Annotated in this window: 23 protein-coding genes; 16 read left to right on the plus strand and 7 right to left on the minus strand. The window is 67.1% G+C overall.

The window, feature by feature from the left end; genetic code table 11:
* Positions 1–171 precede the first annotated feature (171 nt).
* The 5 genes from EO170_RS04140 to EO170_RS04160 all read right to left on the minus strand — a co-directional run bounded on the left by EO170_RS04140 (position 172) and on the right by EO170_RS04160 (position 3,845).
* On the minus strand, positions 172–564 hold the full coding sequence (locus tag EO170_RS04140) for a hypothetical protein (RefSeq protein WP_126942684.1): 393 nt from the start codon (positions 562–564) through the stop codon (positions 172–174).
* The gene (gene yeiP / locus EO170_RS04145) at positions 564–1,130 is read right to left on the minus strand and encodes an elongation factor P-like protein YeiP (RefSeq protein WP_115676860.1); all 567 of its coding nucleotides are present in this window, start codon (positions 1,128–1,130) and stop codon (positions 564–566) included. The genes EO170_RS04140 and yeiP overlap by 1 nt, the downstream gene beginning before the upstream one ends.
* Positions 1,131–1,238: 108 nt before the next feature.
* Positions 1,239–2,009, minus strand: a complete 771-nt coding sequence (locus tag EO170_RS04150; protein ID WP_104648639.1) for an SDR family NAD(P)-dependent oxidoreductase — start codon at positions 2,007–2,009, stop codon at positions 1,239–1,241.
* 145 nt (positions 2,010–2,154) lie between these two features.
* Positions 2,155–3,051, minus strand: a complete 897-nt coding sequence (locus EO170_RS04155) for a hydroxymethylglutaryl-CoA lyase (protein ID WP_016904356.1) — start codon at positions 3,049–3,051, stop codon at positions 2,155–2,157.
* Positions 3,048–3,845, minus strand: a complete 798-nt coding sequence (locus EO170_RS04160) for an enoyl-CoA hydratase-related protein (RefSeq protein WP_115676862.1) — start codon at positions 3,843–3,845, stop codon at positions 3,048–3,050. Before EO170_RS04160 ends, EO170_RS04155 begins: the two co-directional genes overlap by 4 nt.
* Positions 3,846–3,961: 116 nt before the next feature.
* On the opposite strand from EO170_RS04160, the gene EO170_RS04165 reads away from it, so the two are divergent.
* The 13 genes from EO170_RS04165 (at position 3,962) to recJ (ending at position 18,603) form a co-directional block, all read left to right on the plus strand.
* Positions 3,962–4,210, plus strand: coding sequence for a FeoA family protein (locus EO170_RS04165; protein ID WP_104585288.1), 249 nt, complete (start codon positions 3,962–3,964; stop codon positions 4,208–4,210).
* Positions 4,207–6,066 carry a ferrous iron transporter B gene (locus EO170_RS04170; protein ID WP_104648642.1) on the plus strand — a complete coding sequence of 620 codons (1,860 nt, stop codon included), beginning with the start codon at positions 4,207–4,209 and terminating at the stop codon, positions 6,064–6,066. Before EO170_RS04165 ends, EO170_RS04170 begins: the two co-directional genes overlap by 4 nt.
* A gap of 1 nt (position 6,067) precedes the next feature.
* Positions 6,068–6,322: a DUF6587 family protein gene (locus EO170_RS04175; protein ID WP_016904924.1), complete on the plus strand. Its 255-nt coding sequence runs from the start codon at positions 6,068–6,070 to the stop codon at positions 6,320–6,322.
* A gap of 57 nt (positions 6,323–6,379) precedes the next feature.
* On the plus strand, positions 6,380–6,880 hold the full coding sequence (locus EO170_RS04180; protein ID WP_119128885.1) for an autotransporter outer membrane beta-barrel domain-containing protein: 501 nt from the start codon (positions 6,380–6,382) through the stop codon (positions 6,878–6,880).
* Positions 6,881–7,249: 369 nt separating this feature from the next.
* Positions 7,250–8,452 carry a PLP-dependent aminotransferase family protein gene (locus EO170_RS04185; protein WP_126942687.1) on the plus strand — a complete coding sequence of 401 codons (1,203 nt, stop codon included), beginning with the start codon at positions 7,250–7,252 and terminating at the stop codon, positions 8,450–8,452.
* The gene (locus tag EO170_RS04190) at positions 8,449–9,171 is read left to right on the plus strand and encodes an MOSC domain-containing protein (protein WP_126942690.1); all 723 of its coding nucleotides are present in this window, start codon (positions 8,449–8,451) and stop codon (positions 9,169–9,171) included. The genes EO170_RS04185 and EO170_RS04190 overlap by 4 nt, the downstream gene beginning before the upstream one ends.
* Positions 9,172–9,643: 472 nt before the next feature.
* Positions 9,644–10,360 (plus strand): 4-hydroxy-tetrahydrodipicolinate reductase, encoded by a 717-nt coding sequence (dapB, locus tag EO170_RS04200; protein ID WP_104585275.1) that lies wholly within the window; start codon positions 9,644–9,646, stop codon positions 10,358–10,360.
* Positions 10,361–10,599: 239 nt separating this feature from the next.
* Positions 10,600–11,733, plus strand: coding sequence for a glutamine-hydrolyzing carbamoyl-phosphate synthase small subunit (gene carA / locus EO170_RS04205; protein WP_126942693.1), 1,134 nt, complete (start codon positions 10,600–10,602; stop codon positions 11,731–11,733).
* A gap of 11 nt (positions 11,734–11,744) precedes the next feature.
* A complete protein-coding gene (locus EO170_RS04210; RefSeq protein ID WP_232087973.1) occupies positions 11,745–12,086 on the plus strand; it encodes a hypothetical protein in 342 nt (113 codons plus the stop codon).
* A 114-nt stretch (positions 12,087–12,200) separates the two neighbouring features.
* The gene (gene carB, locus EO170_RS04215) at positions 12,201–15,443 is read left to right on the plus strand and encodes a carbamoyl-phosphate synthase large subunit (protein ID WP_104585271.1); all 3,243 of its coding nucleotides are present in this window, start codon (positions 12,201–12,203) and stop codon (positions 15,441–15,443) included.
* Between the two features lie 8 nt (positions 15,444–15,451).
* Complete coding sequence (greA, locus tag EO170_RS04220) at positions 15,452–15,916, plus strand: transcription elongation factor GreA (RefSeq protein WP_016903166.1); 465 nt, start codon at positions 15,452–15,454, stop codon at positions 15,914–15,916.
* Positions 15,917–15,946: 30 nt separating this feature from the next.
* Positions 15,947–16,867: a phosphoglycerate mutase gene (locus EO170_RS04225; RefSeq protein ID WP_126942696.1), complete on the plus strand. Its 921-nt coding sequence runs from the start codon at positions 15,947–15,949 to the stop codon at positions 16,865–16,867.
* A complete protein-coding gene (recJ, locus tag EO170_RS04230) occupies positions 16,864–18,603 on the plus strand; it encodes a single-stranded-DNA-specific exonuclease RecJ (RefSeq protein WP_126942699.1) in 1,740 nt (579 codons plus the stop codon). Before EO170_RS04225 ends, recJ begins: the two co-directional genes overlap by 4 nt.
* An 815-nt stretch (positions 18,604–19,418) precedes the next feature.
* Here recJ and EO170_RS04235 read toward each other — a convergent pair.
* Positions 19,419–20,456, minus strand: coding sequence for a DUF1176 domain-containing protein (locus EO170_RS04235; protein WP_126942702.1), 1,038 nt, complete (start codon positions 20,454–20,456; stop codon positions 19,419–19,421).
* Positions 20,457–20,555: 99 nt separating this feature from the next.
* Positions 20,556–21,770: an acyltransferase family protein gene (locus tag EO170_RS04240; protein WP_115677419.1), complete on the minus strand. Its 1,215-nt coding sequence runs from the start codon at positions 21,768–21,770 to the stop codon at positions 20,556–20,558.
* Between the two features lie 152 nt (positions 21,771–21,922).
* Between EO170_RS04240 and EO170_RS04245 the strand changes: the two genes are divergently transcribed.
* The 3 genes from EO170_RS04245 (at position 21,923) to lysS (ending at position 25,906) form a co-directional block, all read left to right on the plus strand.
* Positions 21,923–22,843, plus strand: coding sequence for a LytTR family DNA-binding domain-containing protein (locus EO170_RS04245; RefSeq protein ID WP_126942705.1), 921 nt, complete (start codon positions 21,923–21,925; stop codon positions 22,841–22,843).
* A gap of 234 nt (positions 22,844–23,077) precedes the next feature.
* A protein-coding gene (gene prfB, locus EO170_RS04250; protein ID WP_104544732.1) for a peptide chain release factor 2 occupies positions 23,078–24,203 on the plus strand; the annotation gives its coding sequence in 2 pieces (ribosomal slippage) (positions 23,078–23,152 and positions 23,154–24,203; 1,125 coding nt in all).
* Positions 24,204–24,388: 185 nt separating this feature from the next.
* Positions 24,389–25,906, plus strand: a complete 1,518-nt coding sequence (gene lysS / locus EO170_RS04255; protein WP_126942708.1) for a lysine--tRNA ligase — start codon at positions 24,389–24,391, stop codon at positions 25,904–25,906.
* Positions 25,907–26,038 lie beyond the last annotated feature (132 nt).

Below are 26,038 nucleotides of genomic sequence, written 5' to 3' on the forward strand. Positions count from 1 at the left end.
AGGTCCAACTGCATGAGGCTTCGCCCGTCCCCTCATCCGGCGCTTTGCGCCACCTTCTCCCGATGGGGGAAGGGATGCGCTGTTGTCTGCAGCTGCAAGTCCCAGTTTCCAGTGCTCCGGCCAGGGACGACGCATGCGCCAGCTGGCACCTGTCACACCAGCCAGCGCTCCTCAGCCAGTCGGTTGCAGATCCGCCTGCACCGAATACCTGCGCAGCCAGTCGCTGACCTGCGCGTTGTTGCGGTACTGCTGCATCAGCCTTGCAAGCCGTGCCGGTGCCGGCGTGCAGAACTGCGCGATCGCCACGTCGATTTCGTGGCGACGATCGGCGTCGTACGGCTCCTCGCCCGCGAAGTGCTCGCAGGTGTCGTAGTCCTCCACCAGCGTGCGCACATCCTCCGGCATGCCGCACAGGCCGGGCGGATGTTGCAGCCACTCCGCGTCCACCTTGGCGTCGGTGCAGGCCACCGGCGCGGGCGTGGCTGCGGACGTCGGCGCCGTAGCCGGTTGCCCCGTGCAGGCGGCCAACAGCCCCAGCGCAAGGACCACGACCGGCGTGCGCATCAGTCGGCGCGGCCCGCGAATTCGCCGGTGGTGGTGTTGACCAGCACGCGCTCACCGTTGGTGATGTACTCGGGCACCATGATTTCCAGGCCGGTGTTGAGCTTGGCCGGCTTGGGCCGCTTGGTGGCGGTGCCGCCCTTGAGTTCGGGCGGGGTTTCGATCACTTCCAGCGTCACCGTCTGCGGCAGTTGCACGGCCACCGGCTGGTCGTCGATCACCTGCACGTAGATGCCGGTCAGCCCGTCGGTGATGTAGCCGGCGTCGGTGCCGATCACCTCCGCATCCAGCGTGTACGGCGTGAAGTCTTCGTCGTCCATGAACACGAACGCCTCGCCATCCTTGTACGAGAACGTGGACAGGCGACGCAGCAGTTCCACTTCCGGCAGGTTGTCGTCGGCGTCGAAGCTGGCGTCGGTTTTCACACCGCCCGGCACGCTGTACATGATGAAGCGGAAGCGCACATTGCCGCCGCGGCCCTGCGGCGAGCTGCGCTCGATGTCGCGGATCTGGTAAATGCCGCCGTTGTATTCGACGACGTTGCCTTTCTTGATGTCGTTGGCTTTCATGGATATAAGTCGGAGATTTGGGATTGGGGATTTGGGATTGGCAAGTGCGGCTGGGTTGCAGGCGGCGGTTGCCGTTGCGAATCCCCAATCCCGACTCACCAATCCCGGCTACTTGGGTGCCAGGCGCACGCCGCCGTCCAGGCGAATCACCTCGCCATTGAGATAGCGATTGCGCAGGATGAAGGCGACGGTGTCGGCATATTCGTCGGGTTGGCCCAGGCGCGAGGGGAACGGGATCGCCGCGGCCAGCGATTGCTGCACCGCCTCGGGCATGCCGTCCACCATCGGGGTCCAGAACACGCCCGGAGCGATCGTCATCACGCGGATGCCGAAGCGCGCCAGTTCGCGTGCCATCGGTAAGGTCATGCCGACCACGCCGCCCTTGCTGGCGGCATAGGCGGCCTGGCCGATCTGGCCTTCGTAGGCGGCCACCGAGGCGGTGTTGATGATCACGCCGCGCTCGCCGTCGTCGCCGGCATGGTTGTGTTGCATCACGTCGGCCGCGGCCTTGGCCACGTTGAAGCTGCCGACCAGGTTGACCAGCACGGTGGTGCGGAAGGTCGCCAGCGGCATCGGCGCTTCCTTGCCGAGCACCCGGCCCGAGCCCAGGATGCCGGCGCAATTCACCACCAGGTTGAGCCCGCCCAGCGCCTGCGCGGCCTGCGCCACGTTGGCGGCAACCTGCGCCTCGTCGGTGACATCGGTGGCGACATACAGTGCGTTGCCCGCACCGAGCAGCGCCAGCGCCGCGTCGGCCTTGTCGGCGTTGACGTCGAACAGCGCGACCTTGCCGCCATCGGCCACGATGCGCTGCGCCACGGCCAGGCCCAGGCCGGAAACGCCGCCGGTGACGATGGCAAGAACAGAAGAAGGCTGCATGCGGTGGTTCCTCGGAGATACTGGAGGCCGGTGATGCCGGCCGGCGAACGGGTGACGACGCAGCCGGCGATTCTAGCCGAAGCGTTAGCGCGACTGATCCTGGAATGGAGCGGGCGCGGCGACGGTGGCATGCCGGACTGGCGCCTCAGTCGGCGGCCGCCAGGGCCTTGCCGACCTTGCTGCCGGTCTGGCGGCCGAGCAACTGCGCCAGCCAGCGGCCGGTGTCGGCGAGGGCAGGCAGGTCGATGCCGGTCGGCATGCCCAGCCCGTGCAGCAGGTACACCACGTCTTCGCTGGCGACATTGCCGCTGGCGCCCTTGGCGTAGGGGCAGCCGCCGGCCCCGGACACCGCCGCATCGACCACGCGCACGCCTTGCTCCAGGCAGGCGGCGATATTGGCCAGCGCCTGGCCATAGGTGTCGTGGAAGTGCACTGCCAATGCCGGCATCGGCACCGCCTGCGCCACGGCGGCCAGCATCTGGCGTGCCTTGCCCGGTGTGCCCACGCCGATGGTGTCGCCCAGCGAAATCTCGTAGCAGCCCAGCGTGTACAGCCGTTGCGCGACATCGACCACGTCGGCCACCGGCACCTCGCCCTGGTACGGGCAGCCCAGTACGGTGGAGACGTAACCGCGCACGCGCACGCCGTCGAGGGCGGCCTGTTCCAGGATCGGGCGAAAGCGTTCGATCGATTCGTCGATGCCGGCGTTGGTATTGGTGCGATTGAAGGCTTCCGACGCCGCGGTGAACACCGCCACTTCCCGTGCACCGGCGGCGCGCGCGCGCGCATAGCCCTGCAGGTTGGGCACCAGCACCGGATAGGCGATGCCCGGCGCCTGGGTGATGCCGGCGAACACCTCGGCCGCGTCGGCCAGTTGCGGCACCCAGCGCGGGCTGACGAAGCTGGTCGCCTCGATGCTGCGCAGTCCGGTCGCGGAGAGTCGGTCGATCAGCGCGATCTTGTCGGCGGTGGCGATCGGTGTGGCTTCGTTCTGCAGGCCATCGCGCGGGCCGACTTCGACAATGCGCACGAAGTCGCTCATGCCGCACCCTCCGGCAACCAGGCCGGGCTGCGCTTGTCGAGGAAGGCACCCAGGCCTTCCTGGCCTTCCGGGGAAACGCGCAGGCGTGCGATCCACGCGGCGTTGGCGGCGTCGATGGCGTCGCGGTCGGTCGGCGGCAGCGCCGCGCGCACCAAGGCCTTGGCGCTGGCGGCCGCCAGTGGCGCGGCCGCCAGCAACAGGCGGACCTGGCGCTCCACCGCGATATCCAGTTGGTCGGCGGTGACCAGTTGATGCAGCAGGCCCAGCAACTGCGCGGTGGCCGCGTCGAAGATCTCGGCAGTGGCGAACCAGCGCCGCGCCTGGCGCGCGCCGATCGCCGCGATCACGTACGGCGAAATGACCGCCGGCAGCAGGCCGAGCTTGCTCTCGGTCAGCCCGAAGCGCGCCTCGGTGCAACCGATGGCGATATCGCAGCACGCCACCAGGCCCACGCCCCCGCCGAACGCCGCGCCGTTGACGCGCGCGATGGTCGGCTTGGGCAGTTCGTCCAGCGTGCGCATCAGGCGCGCCAGGGCGAGCGCATCGGCCGCGTTGTCGGCCTCGCTGGCGCCGGCCATGCCGCGCATCCAGTTCAGGTCGGCGCCCGCAGAGAACGCGGCGCCGGCACCGGTGATCACCACCACCCGGATCTGCGCTGCCCGGCCGGCCTGCTGCAAGGCGTCGGTGAGCGCGCTGATCAAGGTCGCATCGAAGGCGTTATGCACCGCCGGGCGGTGCAGACGTAACGTACGGACCGCTCCCTGGTCCTCCACGATCAAGCCGGTGTCCTGCATTGCGTCAACGTCCATGAATGGGATGCGAACCATGATAGTGGCACGGGTCGGCCGAGCCATGACGCGGTGCGTCGATGCTAGAATTGAGAACCATTCCTAACAATCAGGCCGTCTTTGTGACGTTGTCCGACATGCCTCTGCATCGCGCCGCCATCGTGGAATCCGTGGAGGAGCGTCTGCCCAACGACACGATCGCCAGGCGGCTGCGCGAACTGGGCTTTGTCGCTGGCGAGGAAGTCACGGTACTGGCGACCGGTCCGGTCGGGCGCGAACCCTTGCTGGTGCAGGTCGGTTACACGCGGTTCGCCCTGCGGCGCAGCGAGGCCGCCCGCGTGCAGGTGCGCGTCGATGGAGCGCAGGCATGAGCACCGCAACCGTCCCCATGCGTCTGGCGCTGGTCGGCAACCCCAACAGTGGCAAGACCGCACTGTTCAACCAGCTGACCGGCAGCCGGCAGAAGGTCGCCAATTACACCGGCGTCACCGTCGAACGCAAGGAAGGGCATTTCCGTGCGCCGTCCGGGCGCGACTTCGCGGTGCTGGATCTGCCGGGCGCCTACAGCCTGCAGCCGGCCAGCCTGGATGAAGCGATCACCCGCGACCTGTGCCGCGGCTTCTATCCCGGTGAGCCTGCGCCTGACGTGCTGGTGTGCGTGATGGATGCGACCAACCTGCGCCTGCATCTGCGCTTTGCGCTGGAGCTGCGCGAGCTGGGCCGGCCGATGATCGTGGCGCTGAACATGGTCGACGCCGCGCAGCGGCGCGGCATCGTCATCGACCTGCCGGCGCTGGAACAGGCGCTCGGGGTGCCGGTGGTGGAAACGGTGGCGGTGCGCCGCGGCGGTGCCAAGGCCCTGGTCGAGCGGCTCGATACGCAGGCGGCCAGCCTGGCCGCGCCGTCGGCCACGCCACCGGCCGACGGCAACTACCACGCCCAGGTGCGGCAGATCCTGGGTGCGGCAGTGACCATGCCCACGCGCACCTCGCGGGTGGACGATGCGCTGGACCGCTGGCTGCTGCATCCGGTCTGGGGCCTGGTCACGCTGGCGGTGGTGATGTTCCTGATCTTCCAGGCGGTGTACGCCTGGGCCAACCCAGTGATGGACCTGATCGATGCCGGTACCGCGATGCTGGGCGAGTGGGTGGGCACCACGCTGCCGGAGGGTCCGCTCAACAGCCTGCTCAAGGACGGCATCATCACCGGCCTGGGCGGGGTGATCAAGTTCCTGCCGCAGATCCTGATCCTGTTCGCCTTCATCCTGGCGCTGGAGGAGTCCGGCTACCTGCCGCGCGCGGCCTTCCTGCTCGATCGCATGATGTCGGCGGCCGGTTTGTCCGGGCGCTCGTTCATTCCGCTGCTGTCGAGCTTTGCCTGCGCGGTGCCCGGCATCATGTCCACCCGCAGCATCCAGGACCCACGCGACCGGCTCGCCACCATCATGGTCGCGCCCCTGATGACGTGTTCGGCGCGGTTGCCGGTGTATGCGCTGCTGATCGGCGCCTTCATTCCGCAAAAAACCGTGTGGGGCATCTTCAACCAGCAAGGCCTGATCCTGTTCGCGCTGTATGCCGCGGCCATCGTCAGCGCACTGCTGGTGTCGTGGACGATGAAGAAGTGGCGCCGCGACAAGAGCGAGCATCCGTTGATGCTGGAGCTGCCGTCCTACCGCCTGCCGCATCTGCCGGACCTGGCGCTGGGGCTGTGGGAGCGTGCGATGATCTTCCTCAAGCGCGTCGGCGGCATCATTCTGGCCCTGACCATCCTGCTGTGGTTCCTGCTGTCGTTTCCCGCCGCGCCAGCCGACGCCACCTTGCCGGCGATCGATTACAGCTTCGCCGGGCGCATCGGCCATGCGATGGCGATCTTCTTCGCGCCGCTGGGCTTCAACTGGCAGATCTGCATCGCGCTGATTCCCGGCCTGGCCGCGCGCGAAGTGGCGGTTGCCTCGCTGGCGACGGTGTACGCGCTGTCGGCTGCCGACGACGATGCCGCCGCGCAGGCCCTGTCGCCGCTGATCAGCGATGGCTGGTCGCTGGCCACCGCGCTGTCGCTGCTGGTCTGGTACATCTATGCACCGATGTGCATTTCCACGCTGGCCACGATCAAGCGCGAAACCAACTCGTGGAAGCAGATGACCATCAGCGCGGTGTACCTGTTCGCGCTGGCCTACCTGGCCTCGCTGGTGACCTACCAGCTGGCCGTGCTGCTGGGAGCCGGCTGAGGTGGATCTGTCGCTCACCTTGCAATATGTGGTCATCGCCCTGGCGGTGTTGCTCAGCCTGTGGGTGGTGATGAAGAAGCAATTCCCCGGCACGCTGCGGCGCCTGCGTGGCGCAGTGGCGATCGGCCTGTTGCGCGATGGGCGGCCTGCATGGATGCGGGCGCTGGGCCGCCGCGTCGCACCGCCGGCCGCGCAGAACGCCGCGGCCTGTGGTGGCTGCGACAGCTGCGGGCCGACGCCGCCCCGTCGTCACTGACGCACTGCATCCCTTACACTTGCGCGGCCGCAGGACGCGGTGGTGCAGGGGACGCAGATGCGGTTGTTGGTGTTGTTGGCGGTCCTGGCGGCGGTCGCCGGTGTTTACAACTATGGCGGCAATGCGCTGGACGAAGCGCAGGTGCGCGATTTCTACGCCGCGCACGACAAGGCGATGCGTGGTCAGGACGGCGAAGCGCTGTGTGCGATGACCGCGCCGGCGTTCGAAATGGTGGTGCTGTACCGCATGGATTCGCATCAGCAGCGGCAGACCACCACACGCGAGCAGTACTGCAAATCCAATGGCGAGTGGGCGCAGGTGCTGCGTCAGATGCGTCATGTGGCCAACCCGGAAGAGGTGATCGACTACAAGCAGTCGATCACCAGGATCGAGATCGCCGCCGATGAAGCCTCGGCCTTGGTCGAGACACGTGCCACGCTCGGCTTGCCGGGGGTGCGCATGACCTTCCGCTCGCGCGACAAGCTGATCCGAAAGCGCTGGAAGACCTTGATCGAACGCAGCGAAGGCACGGCCTGGGTCGGCCCGGCGTACGAGTAGGCGCCGCCGGCACTATCGCTGCCGCATTGCCAAGGCGGTGCCATCGATGCGCGGACGCGATGCCGGTCATCGACACGCGCCGATCTGGCTCGCTGCCCAGCCGACCTGCGCACGCAGCCTGCGTCGGCGGAAACAGGTGACATTCCGTGCAAGGCCATGCACGTGTGGCGATCGCCTTGCTGGCAGGCGCCAGCGCGAGGACATCGACCGCACTGCACGGCAATGTCGGTAGCGCCAGCGCAACGCAGGAAAGCAGGTCGCCACGCGTGGCGATGGTCGGTGTGGCACTAACCCCGTCATTGGCCGAGGTGCGTATCCGACGCTGCAGTGCACAGCGCGCCGTCCATACGCCTTCGCTATGCTTGGGCCATGACGACCTCCTTCCAGATCTCCCGGCGTGCGCAGGCGCTGACCAGTTCGGCGATTCGCGAAATCCTCAAGGTGACCGAGCGGCCGGAGGTGATTTCCTTCGCCGGCGGGCTGCCCTCGCCGGCCACCTTTCCGGTGGAGCGCATGCGCGCGGCCAGCGATCAGGTGCTGCGCGATGCGCCGCAGGCCGCACTGCAATACGGCCCCACCGAAGGCTATGCGCCGCTGCGCGACTGGGTGGCCGCACGCCTGAGCCGCGACGGCGCCAGCATCCGGCCCAGCCAGGTGCTGATCACCACCGGCTCGCAGCAGGGGCTGGACCTGCTCGGCAAGGTCTTCATCGATGAGGGCAGCAAGGTGCTGGTGGAAACGCCAAGCTACCTGGGTGCGTTGCAGGCGTTTTCGCTGTTCCAGCCTAGCTTCGTCGGCATGCCCTCGGACGAGGACGGGGTGGTGATGGACGCGTTGGACCCTGCATTGCTGGCCGATGCGCGCTTTCTGTACTGCCTGCCGAATTTCCAGAACCCCACCGGTCGCCGGTTGCCGCTGGCGCGGCGCCAGGCCCTGGTGGAGCGCGCAGCGGCAGCGGGCGTGCCGATCGTCGAAGACGATCCGTATGGCGAGCTGTATTACAGCGGCCGGCCGCTGCCGAGCCTGTTGTCGCTCAATCCGGAGGGCGTGATCTACATGGGCTCGTTCTCCAAGGTGCTCGCGCCCGGCTTGCGGCTGGGCTATGTGGTTGCGCCCGAGGCGGTGCTGGGCAAGCTGATCCAGGCCAAACAGGCGGCCGATCTGCATACGCCGTCGTTCACCCAGCGCGTGGTCCACCAGACGCTGCAGGACGATTTCCTGGACACGCATATCCCGCAGATCCGCGCGCTGTATGCGCGTCAATGCAGCCTGATGCTGGAGGCCCTGGATCGGCATTTCCCGCCCCAGGTGCAATGGAATCGCCCCGAAGGCGGCATGTTCCTGTGGGTGAGCCTGCCGCCCGGGCTGGACGGCACCGCGCTGCTGGCGCGTGCGATCGCGCGCAATGTCGCGTTCGTGCCGGGCGCGCCGTTCTACGCCACCTTGCCGCAGGTCAATACCTTGCGGCTGTCGTTCGTCACCGTGCCCGGCGACAGGATCGATGCCGGCATCCAGGTCCTGGGTGAGGTGTTGCGCGAGGCGCTGGCCGAGTTGCCCGGGCAGGGCGCGTGAGCACGCAGACCAGTGGCGTGCAGGCGCCGGCGCTCGCGGTCAGCATCGACCGCGTGGCGATCGGGGTCGCACGCGATTTCACCCGGCCCGGTAGCCGCAGCGCCATCGACAAGCGTGCGGTGAGCGGGCCTGTGCGCGTCGGTCCGGACGGGCTGCACGGTGACGAGCAGGGCGACCTGCGTGTGCATGGCGGGCCGGACAAGGCGATCCATCACTATCCGCGCGATCACTACGCTGCCTGGCAGGCCGACCTCGGCGCGCATGCGTTGCTGGAGACGGCCGGCGCGTTCGGCGAGAACCTGAGCAGCGTCGGCCTTACCGAGGCCGAGGTCTGTCTGGGCGATCGCTTTGCATTGGGTACGGCGGTGGTGGAAGTGTCGCAACTGCGTCAGCCGTGCTGGAAGCTGTCCGACCGCTTCGGCCTGCGCGACATGGCGCGCCGCGTGCAGGACACCGGCCGCACCGGCTGGTATTACCGCGTGCTGCACCCCGGCGACGTGGCAGCCGGCGACATGCTGACGCTGCAGCAGCGGCCGCACCCGCAGTGGCCGCTGTCGCGCCTGCAACAGGTGTTGTACGCGCGCGATGTCGATGCCGCCGCCATCACCGCAGTGTTGCAGCTACCGCTGGTGCCGTCATGGCGGGCGCTATTCGAACGCCGCCTGCAACGCCGCGAAATAGAGAGCTGGAGCAAGCGCCTGCATGGCGCAAGCGACTGAGAGCCGCCAACACCATCGCACGCAATCAAAGCCCGCAGCCGCGCTAGCTGCAGGGCTGAGATTTGGGATTCGGGAGTCGGGATTGGGGAATCGCGGTCACGAAGTCGGCAAACGCCACCTTCCAGGCGCCGCCATGATGGCCGTGTGCCATGCGTCTTCATCGTCCTTACCAACGTACAGCGGCGCAGCCCTCACCGACCCATGGCCGCTCGCGCCGTTGTGTGCCAACCACCACGCGCACCCCACGGACGCCACCAAGCCAAAGCGCCACAGCACATAAAACGCGCACACCCGCACCCGCTCTCACGAGTCCCTGATCCCGATTCCCGGCTCCCCAATCCCGATTCCCGATTCCCGGCTTTAACGACTCCCCAATCCCGACCCCCCAATCCCAGCTTTTACGATTCCCGATTCCCGATTCCCGATTCCCAGCTATCTTGTACAACCCCATCGCCCAGCTAGGCCTGCCGCCATGACAACGTCTCCTGTGAAAGTTCTGATCCACGGCGCCTCCGGGCGGATGGGCAAGGCCTTGCTGCGTCTGGCGGCCGAAGACGAGGCCTTGCACGTCGTCGGTGCGGTGGTGGGGCGTGCGCCCTCGCAGCGCGTGGTAGACGGCGTGCCGTATTTCGCCGCCAGCGAGCTCGGCGGTGCGCCGAGCTTCGACGTGGCGATCGACTTCAGCCTGCCGCAGGGCTTCGCGCCGATCCTGGCGTTGTGCGCGCAGCGCGGCAAACCGCTGGTGTCCGGCACCACCGGTCTGGATGAGGCGCAGCGCGCCGCCTTGCTGGAGGCCGCGCAGCAGATTCCACTGGTGTGGGCGTCCAACTTCAGCCTGGGCGTTGCGGTGCTGACCGAACTGGTGGAGCGTGCCGCCGGCAGCCTGCCGGGCTGGGATTGCGACATCGTCGAAGCCCACCACGTGCACAAGCAGGATGCACCCTCCGGGACCGCGCTGACGCTGGGGGAGGCGGCCACCGGCAGTGGCGCGCAGCCGCGCTTTGCCAGCCTGCGCGCCGGCGACATCGTCGGCGAGCACACGGTGCAGTTCACCGGGCTGGGCGAGCGGGTGGAACTGGTGCACCGCGCGACCAACCGCGACATCTTCGCGCGTGGTGCCCTGCATGCGGCCAAGCGGCTGCTCGGCAAGCCGCCCGGCAGCTATCGCGTGCGCGATCTGGTGCTGTAAGCGCTGCATCGCCGCGCATGAATGGCGAATGATCGCAGTGGCGCATTCATCCCGCCATTGCGATGCCGGCACGGCAGCCGGCGTTCTTCAGGCTGGCATGCCGGGGCACTTGCCTTTACAATTCTCGCTTGCCCGAACCAGCGTCGGACCGGTCCCCAGCACCGCGTCCGCGCTTTGCTGCAACCGGAATTTGGCCGGAAGCGCATCGGAGTCCCAGGCAGCCAGAGCGAGACCCCCACGTGACCCAACCCGCAATCCTTGTCCTCGAAGACGGCACCGTGTTCGAGGGCGAATCCGTAGGCGCCAACGGGCTTTCCGTCGGCGAAGTGGTGTTCAACACCGCCATGACCGGTTACCAGGAAGTCCTGACCGATCCCTCCTACGCCCGCCAGATGGTCACGCTGACCTATCCGCACATCGGCAATACCGGCTTTACCGATCAGGATGACGAGGCCAGCAAGATCTGGGCCGCCGGCCTGATCGTGCGCGATGTGCCGCGTCGCCCCAGCAGCTGGCGCAGCGAAGTCGCACTGCCTGAGTGGCTGCAGGCCCGCGGTGTGGTGGCCATTTCCGGCATCGATACCCGCAAGCTGACCCGCCTGCTGCGGCAGAAGGGCGCCCAGAACGGCGCGCTGATGGCCGGCGAGATCGATGTCGACAAGGCGCTGGAAGCCGCGCGCAGCTTCCCCGGCCTGAAGGGCATGGACCTGGCCAAGGTGGTTTCCACCGAGACCAGCTACGGCTGGCAGGAAGGCTCGCTGGATCTGAACTCCGACACGTTCGTGCGCACCGAGCTGAGGCACAAGGTCGTGGCCTATGACTACGGCGTCAAGCTCAACATCCTGCGCATGCTGGCCGACCGTGGTTGCGACGTCACCGTGGTGCCGGCGCGCACGCCGGTGGCCGAGGTGCTGGCGATGCAGCCCGATGGCGTGTTCCTGTCCAATGGCCCGGGCGACCCGGAGCCCTGCGATTACGCGATCGCCGCGATCAAGGAACTGGTCGCGCAGAAGGTGCCGACCTTCGGCATCTGTCTTGGGCATCAGCTGCTGGCGCTGGCCGCCGGCGCCAGCACGGTCAAGATGACCACCGGCCATCACGGCGCCAACCATCCGGTGCAGGATCTGGACGGCGGGCGGGTGATGATCACCTCGCAGAACCATGGCTTTGCGGTGGATGAAAGCACGCTGCCGGCCAATGTGCGGGTGACCCATCGTTCGCTGTTCGATGGCACCAACCAGGGCATCGCGCTGACCGACGCGCCGGCGTTCTCGTTCCAGGGCCACCCGGAGGCCTCGCCGGGGCCGCGCGATGTGGGGCCGTTGTTCGACCGGTTTGTGGAGTTGATGGCCAAGGATGCCAAGCGCGCATGAGCGCCCGGTTGATGGGTGTGCTGATCCTGCTGGTGGGCGCCGCCGTGGCCTATTGGGGCGTCTGGATGCCGCTGCAGCAGGCGCAGGCGGGCGTGGCGTCGATCACGCTGCCCGGAGGCATCAAACTGGCCTTGCTGGTGCCGATGTGTGTCGTCTTCGGCATCGGCTATGTGGTTGGAGGAGGATCCTTTCACCAGCGCATGCAGAACACCGACCCGGACAAGGTGCGTCGCTGGGGCAAGACCTCCGGGACCGGCTGGCTGTTGCTCCTGGTCAGCTTCGCCGCCGCGTTCGCGCTGCATCAGTGGATGCAGAACACCCTGCGCGCCCTGGGCTATGGATACGCCGGATGACCCCGGCTTTCGGCTCCGTGCAGTCGATGCAACATCATGCCGCGTCGCGATGCGATCGCCGCGGCCACTCTTCCGCACCTGCGGCTCGCCGCATGTTCCTAATCGAGTAAAGAAATGCCAAAGCGCACCGACCTAAAAACCATCCTGATCATCGGCGCCGGCCCGATCGTCATCGGCCAGGCCTGCGAGTTCGATTACTCCGGCGCGCAGGCGTGCAAGGCGCTGCGCGACGAGGGGTATCGCGTGGTGCTGGTCAACAGCAATCCGGCCACGATCATGACCGACCCGGACATGGCCGATGCGGTGTACATCGAGCCGATCAACTGGCAGACGGTCGAGAAGATCATCGCCAAGGAAAAGCCTGATGCCCTGCTGCCGACCATGGGCGGGCAAACCGCGCTGAACTGCGCGCTGGATCTGGCCGACCACGGCGTGCTGGAGAAGTACAACGTCGAGCTGATCGGCGCCAAGCGCGAAGCCATCCGCATGGCCGAAGACCGCGAGCTGTTCCGCGTGGCGATGGGCGAGATCGGCCTGGATTGCCCCCGGGCCGAAGTGGCGCACACGCTGGAAGAGGCGCTGGATATCCAGACCCGCGTCGGCTACCCGACCATCATCCGCCCCAGCTTCACCCTGGGTGGCAGCGGCGGCGGCATCGCCTACAACCGCGAAGAGCTGATCGAGATCGTCGGCCGTGGCCTGGAACTGTCGCCGACCACCGAAGTGCTGGTGGAAGAGTCGGTGCTGGGCTGGAAGGAGTTCGAGATGGAAGTGGTCCGCGACACCGCGGACAACTGCATCATCGTCTGCGCGATCGAGAACCTCGACCCGATGGGCGTGCATACCGGCGACTCGATCACCGTGGCACCGGCGCAGACGCTCACCGACAAGGAATACCAGCGCCTGCGCGATGCCTCGATCGCGGTGCTGCGCAAGATCGGTGTGGATACCGGCGGTTCCAACGTGCAGTTCGGCATCAGCCCGACCACCGGCCGCGTGGTGGTGATCGAGATGAATCCGCGCGTGTCGCGTTCCTCGGCGCTGGCGTCCAAGGCCACCGGCTTTCCGATCGCCAAGGTCGCCGCCAAGCTGGCGGTAGGCTATACGCTGGACGAATTGAAGAACGAGATCACCGGTGGCCTGACCCCGGCCTCGTTCGAGCCGTCGATCGACTACGTCGTCACCAAGATCCCGCGCTTTGCCTTCGAGAAATTCCCGCAGGCCGATGCGCGCCTGACCACCCAGATGAAGTCGGTGGGCGAGGTGATGGCGATGGGCCGCACCTTCCAGGAATCGCTGCAGAAGGCGCTGCGTGGGCTGGAAACCGGCAAGATCGGGCTGGATCCGACCGGGCTGGACCTGAGCAGCGAAGACGATATCGCCGCGCTCAAGCGCGAGCTCAAGGCGCCGGGTCCGGAGCGCCTGTTCTATGTCGCCGATGCCTTCCGCGCCGGCATGAGCGTGGCCGATGTCTACGCGCTGTCGTTCATCGACCCCTGGTTCCTGGATCAGATCGAAGAACTGATCAGCCACGAGCAGCAACTGGCCGACGACGGCATGCAGGCACTGGATGCGGCGCGTCTGCGCACGCTCAAGCGCGCCGGTTTCTCCGATGCGCGCCTGGCCGAGCTGACCGGCACCAACGAAGAATCGGTGCGCACGCTGCGTCGCGCGCTCAAGGTCCGCCCGGTCTACAAGCGCGTGGATTCGTGCGCTGCCGAATTCGCCACCAGCACCGCGTACCTGTATTCGACCTACGAGGACGAGTGCGAGGCGCTGCCGACCGATCGCGACAAGATCATGATCCTTGGCGGTGGCCCCAACCGCATCGGCCAGGGCATCGAGTTCGACTACTGCTGCGTGCATGCGGCGCTGGCGCTGCGCGATGACGGCTTTGAAACCATCATGGTCAACTGCAACCCGGAGACCGTGTCCACCGACTATGACACCTCCGACCGTCTGTACTTCGAGCCGCTGACGCTGGAAGACGTGCTGGAAATCGTCGAGCTGGAAAAACCCAAGGGTGTGATCGTGCAGTACGGCGGCCAGACCCCGCTGAAGCTGGCGCGCGCGCTGGAAGCCAACGGCGTGCCGGTGATCGGCACCTCGCCCGATTCGATCGACCTGGCCGAAGACCGCGAGCGCTTCCAGCAACTGGTCGACAAGCTGGGCCTGAAGCAGCCGCCGAACCGCATTGCCCGCAATGCCGAGGAAGCCCTGGTGCTGGCGCGCGAGATCGGCTACCCGCTGGTGGTGCGCCCGAGCTACGTGCTCGGCGGCCGCGCGATGGAAATCGTCTACGGCGAATCCGATCTGGCGCGCTATGTACGCGACGCGGTCAAGGTCTCCAACGATTCGCCGGTGCTGCTGGACCGCTTCCTCGACAACGCGGTGGAAGTGGACGTGGACATCATCGCCGACAAGGACGGCAACGTGCTGATCGGCGGCTTGATGGAACACATCGAGGAAGCCGGCGTGCATTCGGGCGATTCGTCCTGCTCGCTGCCGCCGTATTCGCTCTCGCCCAAGACCCAGGCCGAGCTGCGTCGCCAGGTGGTGATGCTGGCCGAAGGCCTGAACGTGGTGGGCCTGATGAACACCCAGTTCGCGGTGCAGGTAAACGAGGCCGGCGACGACGTGGTGTTCCTGCTGGAAGTGAACCCGCGTGCCTCGCGCACCGTGCCGTTCGTGTCCAAGGCGATCGGCATGCCGCTGGCCAAGATCGCCGCGCGCTGCATGGCCGGCAAGACGCTGGCCGAGCAGGGCGCCACCAAGGAAATCGTGCCGGGCTATTACTCGGTGAAGGAGGCGATCTTCCCGTTCGCCAAGTTCCAGGGCGTGGACCCGATCCTCGGGCCGGAGATGCGCTCCACCGGCGAGGTGATGGGTGTGGGCCGCAGCTTCAGCGCCGCGTTTGCGCGCGCGCAGGAGGCCGGCGGCATCAAGGCACCGCCGGTGGGCAAGGCGTTCGTGTCGGTGCGCGACCCGGACAAGCAGCGCGTGCTGCCGGTGGCGCAGGCCCTGGTGGAGCGCGGCTATACGCTGGTCGCCACGCGCGGTACCGGCGCCTGGCTGCAGCAGAACGGGCTGAACTGCGAGATCGTCAACAAGGTCGCCGAAGGGCGCCCGCATATCGTCGATTCGATCAAGAATGGCGAGATCGTGTATATCGTCAACACCACCGAAGGCCGCGCCGCCATCTCCGATTCGTTCTCGATCCGGCGTGAAGCGTTGCAGCATCGCGTGACCTATTCGACCACCGTTGCCGGCGCCAAGGCGCTGGTGCATTCGCTGGAATTCCGCGGCACCGGCCCTGTCTGGTCGCTGCAGGAACTGCACAAGGAACTGGAAGCATGAGAGCACCCATGACGGCAAAGGGCGCGCAGCGCCTGCGCGAAGAGCTGGACCAGCTGAAGTCGGTCAAGCGTCCGGCGGTGATCAACGCGATCGCCGAAGCGCGTGCGCACGGCGATCTGAAGGAAAACGCCGAATACCACGCCGCACGCGAGCAGCAGAGCTTCATCGAAGGCCGCATCAAGCAGCTGGAAGGCGAGCTCTCGCATGCCGAGATCATCGACATCACCAAGCTGTCGGCCGGCAACAAGATCGTGTTCGGCGCCACGGTGACGCTGGCCGACACCGAGACCGACGAAGAGAAGCGCTACCAGATCGTTGGCGATCTGGAGGCGGACATCAAGCTGGGCATGATCGCGATCTCCTCGCCGTTGGCACGCGCGTTGATCGGCAAGCTGGAAGGCGATTCGGTCACCATCGATGCCCCGGCCGGCCAGCGCGAGTACGAAGTGGTCAGCGTTGCCTATCTGGACTGACGGGCCGGGATCGAGCGACCCCACCGACCGATGACCACTGCAACGCTGCTGCTGCCGGAAAGACGCCGCCTGCCCGGTGCGTTGGGCGACACGCCGGTGGCGCGTGCGCTGGCGCGCGCCGACCAGCAAAGCGTCGAGCCCGGCGAGGTGGCGCAGCTGCAGCGCCACTTCACGCTGACGCCTGCGCAGTGGCCGGTGGCCGCATTGACCCGCCAGCTCGATGCCGGCGATGCGGCCGGTGCGACCTGGGTGCGTGCCGATCCGGCCTACGTGGTACCGGACATGCAGGGCGCCCGCTTGATGGGCTACGGCGAGGCGCTCGGCCCCACCGCCGAGGACCTGGCGGTGTTGTTGCCGATCCTCAAACCGATGTTCGGCGATGCCGGCTTCCTGCTGGATGCGCCCACGCCTGCGCGCTGGTATCTGCGGCTGTCGCCGGATGCCAGGCTGCCCGACTTCGCGCCGCCGGATCTGGCGATCGGCGATGACCTGTTCGAGCATCTGCCGGCCGGCGAGGTCGGCCGGCGCTGGCGTGCCTTGCTGACCGAAGCGCAGGTGCTGCTGCATCAGCATCCCTGGAACGAGGGCCGCGTGGCCAGCGGCAAACCGGCGATCAATTCGCTGTGGTTCTGGGGCGGCGGCGTGCTGCCGCAGGCGGTGAGCTCGCCGCACCGTCAGGTGCGCAGCCGCGAATCGCTGCTGCGTGCGCTGGCGCTGGCGGCGGGCGCCGATGCGCAGGGCGAACAACGCGTGGACGCATTGGTGGACCTGCGGCACCTGCGCTCGCTGCAGCAGTTCAGCGACGACGCGGTGGCGCCGTTGCTGGCGGCAATGGCGCGTGGCGAACTGGATCGGCTGGTGCTGGATTTCCAGGATGGCGACACCGTGTCGCTGACGCATGCGCAACGCTGGCGTTTCTGGCGCAAGCCGCGGGCACAGCTGGCGCAATGACCTCCACCCCGCGGATCGTCCGGCGCCCACCCGGGCAGGCCGGCAGTTGGCCCGATGCCATGTTGCCGCTGCTGCGCCGCATCTATGCCGCGCGCGGCGTGACCGATACGCAGGGCGCGCAGCCGCGTCTGGGGCAGTTGCTGTCACCGCAGTTGTTGCACAACAGCGATGTCGCGGCCGAGCTGCTGGCCGATGCGATCGCACAGCAGCGTCGCATCCTGGTGGTGGGCGATTTCGACTGCGATGGCGCCACCGCCTGTGCGGTCGGCGTGCGTGGCTTGCGCATGCTCGGCGCGCTGGATGTCCACCACGCAGTGCCCAATCGCATGGTGCATGGCTATGGTCTGTCGCCTGCGCTGGTGGACGAGCTGGCTGCATTGCAGCCGGATCTGCTGGTCACCGTCGATCACGGCATCGCCTGCCACGCCGGCGTGGCCGCGGCCAAGGCGCGTGGCTGGACGGTGCTGGTCACCGACCATCACCTGCCTGGTGAGGTGTTGCCGCCGGCCGATGCGATCGTCGATCCGAACCTGGCCAACGACCGCTTCCCGAGCAAATCCCTGGCCGGGGTCGGGGTGATCTTCTACGTGCTGATGGCCTTGCGCGGCGTGCTGCGCGCGCAAGGCGCCTTTGCCGAACGCGCCGAGCCGGATCTGTCGGTATTGCTGGACCTGGTGGCGGTCGGCACGGTCGCCGATCTGGTGCCACTGGACACCAACAACCGTGCGCTGGTGTCGGCCGGCCTGCGCCGCCTGCGCGAGGGCAAGGGGTGCATCGGCCTGCGCGCCCTGATCGATGCCAGCGGCCGCGACGTGGCGCGCCTGAGCGCCAGCGATATCGGCTTTGCATTGGGGCCACGTCTCAACGCCGCCGGCCGGCTGGAAGACATGGCCCTGGGCATCGAACTGCTGCTCAGCGAAGACTGGAGCCGGGCGCGCGAGATCGCCGGCACCCTGGAGGAGATCAACGCCGAGCGTCGCGCGGTGCAGCAGTTGATGACCGACGATGCCGAGCAGGCGGTCACCAAGGTGGTGCTGGATGCCGATGGCGAATTGCCGATCGCCGCGTGCCTGTTCGACGCCGACTGGCATCCCGGCGTGATCGGCCTGGTCGCCTCCAAGCTCAAGGACCGGCTGCATCGCCCGGTGATTGCATTGGCGCCGGCCGAGCCGGGCAGCAGCCAGCTGCGTGGCTCGGCGCGTTCGATTCCCGGCCTGCATATCCGCGATGTGCTGGCTGCCGTGGACGCGCGCCACCCGGGCCTGATCCAGAAGTTCGGCGGGCATGCGATGGCGGCCGGATTGAGCCTGGAGCAGGCCGCGCTGGCGACCTTCGAGCAGGCATTCCGGCGCCAGGTGCAGACGATGGTGGACGCCTCGTTGCTGCATGCCGAATTGCACAGCGACGGCGAACTGGCCGCGCACGAGCTCGATCACCTGCATGCCGAGGCACTGCGCGTGGCCGGGCCGTGGGGGCAGGGCTTTCCCGAGCCGCTGTTCGATGGCCGATTCGAAGTGCTGCAATGGCGCCTGCTCAAGGAGCGCCATCTCAAGCTCACGCTGCGCTGTGCCGGCCGCGCCGAACCGCTCAACGCCATCCACTTCAATGGCTGGCGCGGCAGCGAGCCGGCACGCATGGTGCGGCTGGCGTACCGCCTGGTCAGCGACGATTATCGCGGCGGCACCGCGGTGCAGTTGATCGTCGAACATTGCGAGCCGGCGACAGTCACTGGCTGAGCTGCGGGCTCAGCGTTCTCTCTACCTTTTGTAGGCTGCACCTGACGTCATCTGGATGGTCCAGACCGCGTTGGTCGAGGGCGCGTGGTGTCCTCGCCGCTCGCGGGATGCGCCGTGAATCCGTCCGTGGAGGGAGCTGAGCGTCGGGTTCTCAGGCGCGCGGCTGCCAGTCGCTGGCTTCGGTAAGGGGCGGCAGTGCGGCGGGGGATCGGCTCCTCGGTTCGGTCAGACATCCTGTCTGACTCGCCGCCGCGGGACATCCTGAGTGCCGCTCTCCGCCAATCCCCGGCCACGCTGCCGCCTCGGCATGTCGTTTCCGCGACCTGGTCAAGGCAGGCCGCTTCACCATCTTGTTTTCAAGCTTCGCGATGACGACGCTGCAGGTGTTTTCTTGAAGGCCCTGTGTTGTTCGGCGTGTGCCGGGAAGCCGATCGGACGCGCCGTGATCCAAGCCACACGCGTCGTGCTCCGCCTGCAACACGTACACCGACTATCTGGAGAGGTCCTTGCCCGCCCACCGTCGCGGGACCTTGAGCGGCATGGATGCCGCGCCGGAGCCTACATGGAAGAGCCTGCAGGGACGTACTTGCGGCGTGTCCTGCGATGGTGGGCGGGGCAAGGGCCCTGCAGCCAGGCAGCAGCTCAGCCGCTCTGCACGTGCTCTGCACTGAGCTTCGCACCACAGGCGGCATTTATGCGGGAGTACATGCTCTAAGAGCCGCATGCCTGACGGCTGGTTTGCAGTTCGAAGCGTCCTGCAAGACCGTGCAAGCGCACACTGACGCTCGCACTCGCTCGCACTATCCTCGCCTCGATCAGGGCGCCTTCTTGACCTCGGTCACCAAGGTCGGCAATTCCCACGCGCCGCCAGCGGCGACCAATCTGCACAGGCCGGAGGTGGATTCGGAGGTCGGCACAAAACGGCGGCCGTCCCAGGTCCAGCTGGCCTCGCTGTAGCAATCGCCCAGGCCGCGGCCCTTCTGCGATTCAAGGATGGCGGAACCGTCGATATCGCTGGCGTGCGTGGTCACCAAGGTCGGCGCGAACGGCGCGTGTGCATTGATCACCCAGAAACCGGTGCCGACGTTGTAGGCGCCCATCCAGCAGTCGGTCGACACCAGCAGTTTGTCGCTGCTGAGCCGGGTGATCGACAGCGGCTCGGCCGTATCGTCGGCCTGCAGTCCCTTGCATTCCTCATCGGCCGGCAAGCTGGCACGCAGTGCTTGATAGAGCGCAGGCAGCGTGCCCAGGCGGGCATCGGCCGCTTGCGGGGCTGCGAGTTTGACCGCGCGCACCTGCGGTGCCGGCACGGCCGGCAGCACCGTGGCCTCGTCGCGATCGCCCTTGCGCACCAGTGCGCCGCGCGTGCCTAGCCGGCCCTGGAACTCGTCCATCTTCAGCAACACCGCCGCCGCCCCGCGATCGGACAGCTGCCAGCGGCGGCCATCGTTGCCCACTGCCACGATCTTGCTGCTGCGGGTCAGTGCGGCCAGCAGTGCGGTCACCTGCGCGCTGGTCAGCGGCGCGGTGCCGCTGTCGCGATTCAATGCCAGCTTGCCCAGGTCGCGCTGGTCGATGCGCAAGCTGAGCGAGGCCGGCATCTTGACCTCGTCGTACTGGCCCAGCATCAACTCGGCGGTGACCGCTTGTCCGGCACCGGCCTTGCGCGTCAGCAGCACCGACACCGGCGTGCTGCCGTCGTCATCCGGCTGATAGCCGGCAGCGCGGCAGGTGCGGGTGTTGTCGCAGGCGATGGTCCAGTCCTGGTGGTCGAAGGCAATGCCGACCGGCGCATCGGCAAGGGCGGCGACAGGCGCGAGCAACAAGGTGGCGGCAAGCAGGGTAGGGCGCATGGTGTCTTCGAAAGAGCGTGTCCGGCGCGCATCTTGCGTTGCTGCCGACGGGCCGTCCAGTGCGTGGCAGGCGAAACAGCGCCACCCTGCGCCTGGTGTTCATGGGGTCATCGGCATGACGTCGGCCTTCCTCGCCGAACGCGGCGTGCGTGCGCGCAATCCGAACAAGGGACGCAACCAGCGCACCCGGCGGATCGCAAACTCGTGCAACGCCAGGCAGCCGATCACGGTGGCGGCGATCACCAGCGTCGGCTCCAGCCAGGCATTCAGATGCAGGGGCATCAGCCAGTACAGCGTCACGATGATCAGGCTCTGGTGCAGGATGTACCACGGGAACACCGCCTCCGTGCAATACGGCAGCCAGCGGAACGGGCGGTTCAATCGGTGCCTGGCCCAGCCAAGAATCGCCAGCAGCGCCAGCCAGGTGTAGGCGGCACGTGCGCTGTGCTCGATCACCTCCCACGGCAGCGCGGTAAGTGGTGCACCCGGTTGCGCAGTCTGCCCATGGATGCTGGCATAGCGAATGGCCAGTTCGGTGCCGATTGCCGTAAGCGCGGTGCCTAGCGTGAGCCAGCGCAGCTGCACGGCCCACTGCCAGAAGCGCTCGCTGCGCGCCAGCAGGTATCCCAGGACGAACAACGGGAACGACTCGGCGTGCACGAACCAGTCGCCAAACAGCGCGTGGGTGGGCGGGTGGCGTGGCATCACCCACAGCACGCAGAACGCTTCCCACAGGATCGGCAACAGCAGCAGGGCCGGCACCGCCAGCGCAGTGGGCAGGCCCGGTAACGCGGTCAGCCGCAGCGGGCGTGTCAGCGATACCAGCGCCATCAATGCGACGGTATAGGGCAGCAGATAGGCCAGATACCACAGGTGGTTCCAGGTGATGCCATGCTGCCAGCCATCGAAACTGCCGGCCGGCCACGGCCGCACCTGCCAGTAGCGCAACAGGAAGTTGCCCAAGCCCGGGCTGACCTTGCCGTTGCTCACGCCCTGGCAATAGGCCTGCACCGCCACCACCACGAACATGCCGAACAACAACGGTGGCAGCAATCGCCCGCAGCGCCGCAAGGCAAAGCGCCAGGGCGTGGCCTGCGGCCGCGACAGCCCGATGGCGATGCCGGAGATCATGAACAGCAAGGGCATCCGCCAGCGGTTGAGCACGATCATCGGCCATTGCAGCCACTGCGCGGTGTGCACGCTCTTGAGGTGGAACTCCCAGTCGGCCACGTAGGCCATGCCCACGTGGTAGAGGATCAGCAGTGCGAAGGCGAAGACGCGCAAGGCGTCGATATCGTGGCGGCGCTCGGTCATGGTCGTGTCGGTAGGAGACATGCCCGCATCCTCGGCAACGCCGGCCCCAGGCAGCTGCGCCAAGGGTGGCAATGCCGTCCTGGAGTGACCAGTTGCGGTCCTGCAGGGACGAACCGGGGGCGGCAAGCTGGCGGTTTGCATAGAATGCGCGGATGAATTCACCTGTGTCCGGGGCGATCGAACGCGAGACCGACAGCGCCGCCAATGCGGGCAGGCGCTGGGTGGCGTTGATCTGGCTGCTGGTTTTCTATGGCAGCGCGCTGGGCAACACCGCCAGCACATGGCTGGCGGCACGGCGCGACGGCCAGCCGCTGCTGCTGTGGCAGGTGCTGACCTGGGAGTTGAGCAGTGCGACCGTCTCACTGCTGCTCTTGCCGCCGCTGATCTGGCTCTGCACGCGTTGGCCATTGCATGCCGATGTCTGGCGGCGGCGCGTTCCTGTCTATATTGCGGCTGCACTTGCCTGGTGGCTGCTGCACGTGAGCGGCATGGTGCTGCTGCGCAAGCTGGTCTATCTGGCGGTCGGTGCGCACTACGATTTCGGCGCCTTGCGGTTGCAGTGGATGTACGAGCTGTCCAAGGATCTGCGCACCTTTGCCCTGCTGGTGGCGCTACGCCACACGCTGGCCTGGTATGGCCGGCGTCGGCAGGGCGAGGCGCATCTGCTGACCGCGCCGGACGAAGGCCCGCCGGTCGAGCCACTGGACCGTCCGGAACGCTTTCTGGTGCGCAAGCTGGGGCGCGACTTCCTGGTCGCCACCGCCGACATCGAGTGGATCCAGGCGTCGGGCAACTACGTCAACCTGCATGTACGCGGCCACGATTACCCGCTGCGCAGCACGATGGCCGCGATCGAGGCCAGGCTCGACCCGGCCGTGTTCGTGCGTATCCATCGCAGCTATCTGGTGAAGCTGGCACGCGTGCAGGCGATCGAGCCGCTGGAATCCGGCGACGCGCGTGTACACCTGGCCGACGCCGCCGTGCTGCCGTGCAGTCGCCGTTACCTGGCTGCATTACGGGCGTTGGCGGGGCAGGCGCCCACACCGCAGCGTGTCGAGGCCGCGCCGGGCTGACCGTTCCAGGCGGTCAGCCCGGCGACCGGAGCGAGCGCCAGCCTCGCAGTGGCAGATGAGCCCAGACGCTCGTCATCTGGACCGCCTGCTGGCTGCCTTGCTCCGGTCTGAGCTTGCAGTGGTCGCCATGACGTCCATGGCCGGCACGAACCTGCGGCCCGTCACGATCGCCACCGCGTTCCGCCGCCGCCGCCCGCTTGCTAAACTACCGGGCTTGTTTGCCGGAAATCCGTCATGATCGAAACCAATCCGATCCGCCAGCGCATCACCGATCTCAACGATCGCGTGCTCTCGCTCAGGGGGTATCTTTGACTACGACGTCAAGAAAGAGCGTCTAGAAGAAGTCAGCCGGGAGCTCGAGAGCCCCGACGTGTGGAACGACGCCGAGCGCGCCCAGGCCCTGGGGCGCGAGCGCTCGATGCTGGAAAAGACCGTGATCGGCATCGCCGACGTGCTGGCCGGCCTGGGCGATGCCGCCGATCTGTTGGAACTGGCCGAGAGCGAGCAGGACGAAGACACCGCGGTGGCGGTGATCGCCGATCTGGACAAGTACCAGACCCATGTCGAAAAGCTGGAATTCCAGCGCATGTTCTCCGGGCAGATGGACGGGGCCAATGCCTTCGTCGACATCCAGGCCGGCGCCGGCGGCACCGAGGCGCAGGACTGGGCCGAAATCCTGCTGCGCATGTACCTGCGCTGGGCCGAGTCGCGCGGCTGGAAGACCGAGCTGATGGAAGTGTCCGGCGGCGAAGTAGCCGGCATCAAGTCGGCCACGATCCGCATCGAGGGCGAGTACGCCTATGGCTGGCTGAAGACCGAGATCGGCGTGCACCGGCTGGTGCGCAAGTCGCCGTTCGATTCTGACAACCGCCGGCATACCAGCTTCACCTCGGTGTTCGTGTCGCCGGAAGTGGACGACAACATCGAGATCGACATCAATCCGGCCGATCTGCGTACCGACGTGTACCGCTCCTCCGGTGCCGGTGGTCAGCACGTCAACAAGACCGAATCGGCAGTGCGTATCACGCACATCCCGACCAACACCGTGGTCGCCTGCCAGACCGGCCGCAGCCAGCACCAGAACCGCGACAACGCGATGAAGATGCTGGCCGCCAAGCTGTACGAGCTGGAAGTGCAGAAGCGCAACGTCGAACGCGACGCGCTGGAAGCCACCAAGTCCGACATCGGCTGGGGCAGCCAGATCCGCAACTACGTGCTCGACCAGAGCCGCATCAAGGATCTGCGTACCGGCATCGAACGCAGCGATACGCAGAAAGTGCTGGACGGCGATCTGGACGAATTCGTCGAGGCCAGCCTCAAGGCCGGCCTGGCGGCAGGCTCCAAACGCCTGGATGCCTGATCGCGCGGCGAGGCCGCCGCGCCCGCTGCGACATCGGCGGCGCGGTTGCAGTGCGGCACATCGCCACGCAGTCCCGTTGCGCCGCGCAGTTGTCACCGAGACACCGTAAAACGCAGGAGCCGGCCCGCCCGGTTCCGCATTCTCCACCGGGCATGCGCCCGACCTATCGCAGACCGATTCCCGCCATGACCGAGCAGACCCCCGCGCCGCAGATCCCCGCCGACGAGAACAGCCTCATCGCCGAGCGTCGCGCGAAACTGGGCGCGTTGCGCGGCCAGGGCATCGCCTATCCCAACGATTTCGTGCGCGAACACTTCGCCGGCGACCTGCAGGCCGAATTCGCCGACGCCGACACCTGGACTTCCGAAGCGCTGGAAGCAACCGGGCGCACGGTCCGGATGGCCGGCCGCCTGATGGCCAAGCGGGTGATGGGCAAGGCCAGCTTTGCGCAGATCCAGGACGAGTCCGGGCGCGTGCAGCTGTTCCTGCAGGGCAATGTGCTCGGCGATGCCTACACCGCGTTCAAGGGTTGGGATGTCGGCGACATCGTGGCGGTGGAGGGCGGGCTGACCCGCACCAAGACCGGCGAGCTGTCGGTCAAGGCCAGCGCGCTGCGCCTGCTGACCAAGTCGCTGCGTCCGTTGCCGGACAAGTGGCATGGCCTGTCGGACGTGGAGCAGCGCTATCGCCAGCGCTACGTCGACCTGATCGTCACCCCGGAGGCGCGCGAGGTCTTCATCAAGCGCTCCAGGATCATCCGCGCGATCCGCGCCTGGCTGGACGCGCGCCGCTTCCTGGAAGTGGAAACGCCGATGATGCATTACATCCCCGGTGGCGCTGCCGCCAAGCCGTTCACCACCCACCACAACGCGCTGGACCTGGACCTGTACCTGCGCGTGGCGCCGGAGCTGTACCTCAAGCGGCTGGTGGTCGGTGGCCTGGAGCGCGTCTACGAGATCAACCGCAACTTCCGCAACGAGGGCGTGTCGACCCGGCACAACCCCGAGTTCACCATGCTCGAGCTCTACGAGGCCTATGCCACGTACCACCAGATCATGGACCTGACCGAACAGGTGATCCGCGACACCGCGCAGTCGGTGCTGGGCACCACCCAGGTGAACTGGGACGGCGCCGCCATCGATCTGGCGCCGGCTTTCCGGCGCTGGCGCATGGATGAGGCCGTTCGTCACCACAATCCTCAGATCAGCGCGGCCGATTGCACTGATCGCGACGCGCTGCTGGCGCACTGCGAGCGGCTGAAGATCAAGGTCAAGCCGTCCTACGGCTGGGGCAAGCTGTTGCTGGAAATCTTCGAGGCCACCGTGGAACACACGCTGGTGCAGCCGACCTTCATCACCGACCACCCGGTCGAGGTGTCGCCGCTGGCGCGCTCCAGCGACACCGAGCCGGGGTATACCGACCGCTTCGAGCTGTTCATCAACGGCAAGGAGCTGGCCAACGGCTTCTCCGAGCTCAATGACCCGGAAGACCAGGCCGCGCGGTTCCAGGCGCAGGTGCAGGCCAAGGACGGTGGCGACGACGAAGCGATGCATTACGACGCCGACTACATCCGTGCGTTGGAGTACGGCATGGCGCCGACCGGCGGCCTGGGTATCGGCATCGACCGCCTGGTGATGCTGCTGACCGGCAGCACCTCGATCCGCGATGTGCTGCTGTTCCCATATATGCGTCCGGAAGCCTGATCTTTTTTGTGCCGTCGGCGTGCCGACGGCACAGATACTGCATATGCTAGAGCGGAGCCCCGAATGGCGTATCGTCGGGGGAGTCGGCCCGGCGGCCGGCGTCATCGCTTTTCCGTTCTCAGGAAAGAGGAG

Origin of the sequence: Xanthomonas sp. BRIP62409, assembly GCF_003992965.1 — a bacterium.
GTDB classification, from domain to species: Bacteria; Pseudomonadota; Gammaproteobacteria; order Xanthomonadales; family Xanthomonadaceae; genus Xanthomonas; species Xanthomonas euroxanthea.

What these genes read in the sequence shown, in the direction of transcription:
- EO170_RS04140 (WP_126942684.1), bottom strand. Translation starts at nt 564, where the DNA reads ATGCGCACGCCGGTCGTGGTCCTTGCGCTGGGGCTGTTGGCCGCCTGC.
- yeiP (WP_115676860.1), bottom strand. Translation starts at nt 1,130, where the DNA reads ATGAAAGCCAACGACATCAAGAAAGGCAACGTCGTCGAATACAACGGC.
- EO170_RS04150 (WP_104648639.1), bottom strand. Translation starts at nt 2,009, where the DNA reads ATGCAGCCTTCTTCTGTTCTTGCCATCGTCACCGGCGGCGTTTCCGGC.
- EO170_RS04155 (WP_016904356.1), bottom strand. Translation starts at nt 3,051, where the DNA reads ATGAGCGACTTCGTGCGCATTGTCGAAGTCGGCCCGCGCGATGGCCTG.
- EO170_RS04160 (WP_115676862.1), bottom strand. Translation starts at nt 3,845, where the DNA reads ATGCAGGACACCGGCTTGATCGTGGAGGACCAGGGAGCGGTCCGTACG.
- EO170_RS04170 (WP_104648642.1), top strand. Translation starts at nt 4,207, where the DNA reads ATGAGCACCGCAACCGTCCCCATGCGTCTGGCGCTGGTCGGCAACCCC.
- EO170_RS04180 (WP_119128885.1), top strand. Translation starts at nt 6,380, where the DNA reads ATGCGGTTGTTGGTGTTGTTGGCGGTCCTGGCGGCGGTCGCCGGTGTT.
- EO170_RS04185 (WP_126942687.1), top strand. Translation starts at nt 7,250, where the DNA reads ATGACGACCTCCTTCCAGATCTCCCGGCGTGCGCAGGCGCTGACCAGT.
- dapB (WP_104585275.1), top strand. Translation starts at nt 9,644, where the DNA reads ATGACAACGTCTCCTGTGAAAGTTCTGATCCACGGCGCCTCCGGGCGG.
- EO170_RS04210 (WP_232087973.1), top strand. Translation starts at nt 11,745, where the DNA reads ATGGGTGTGCTGATCCTGCTGGTGGGCGCCGCCGTGGCCTATTGGGGC.
- carB (WP_104585271.1), top strand. Translation starts at nt 12,201, where the DNA reads ATGCCAAAGCGCACCGACCTAAAAACCATCCTGATCATCGGCGCCGGC.
- greA (WP_016903166.1), top strand. Translation starts at nt 15,452, where the DNA reads ATGACGGCAAAGGGCGCGCAGCGCCTGCGCGAAGAGCTGGACCAGCTG.
- EO170_RS04225 (WP_126942696.1), top strand. Translation starts at nt 15,947, where the DNA reads ATGACCACTGCAACGCTGCTGCTGCCGGAAAGACGCCGCCTGCCCGGT.
- recJ (WP_126942699.1), top strand. Translation starts at nt 16,864, where the DNA reads ATGACCTCCACCCCGCGGATCGTCCGGCGCCCACCCGGGCAGGCCGGC.
- EO170_RS04235 (WP_126942702.1), bottom strand. Translation starts at nt 20,456, where the DNA reads ATGCGCCCTACCCTGCTTGCCGCCACCTTGTTGCTCGCGCCTGTCGCC.
- EO170_RS04240 (WP_115677419.1), bottom strand. Translation starts at nt 21,770, where the DNA reads ATGACCGAGCGCCGCCACGATATCGACGCCTTGCGCGTCTTCGCCTTC.
- EO170_RS04245 (WP_126942705.1), top strand. Translation starts at nt 21,923, where the DNA reads ATGAATTCACCTGTGTCCGGGGCGATCGAACGCGAGACCGACAGCGCC.
- lysS (WP_126942708.1), top strand. Translation starts at nt 24,389, where the DNA reads ATGACCGAGCAGACCCCCGCGCCGCAGATCCCCGCCGACGAGAACAGC.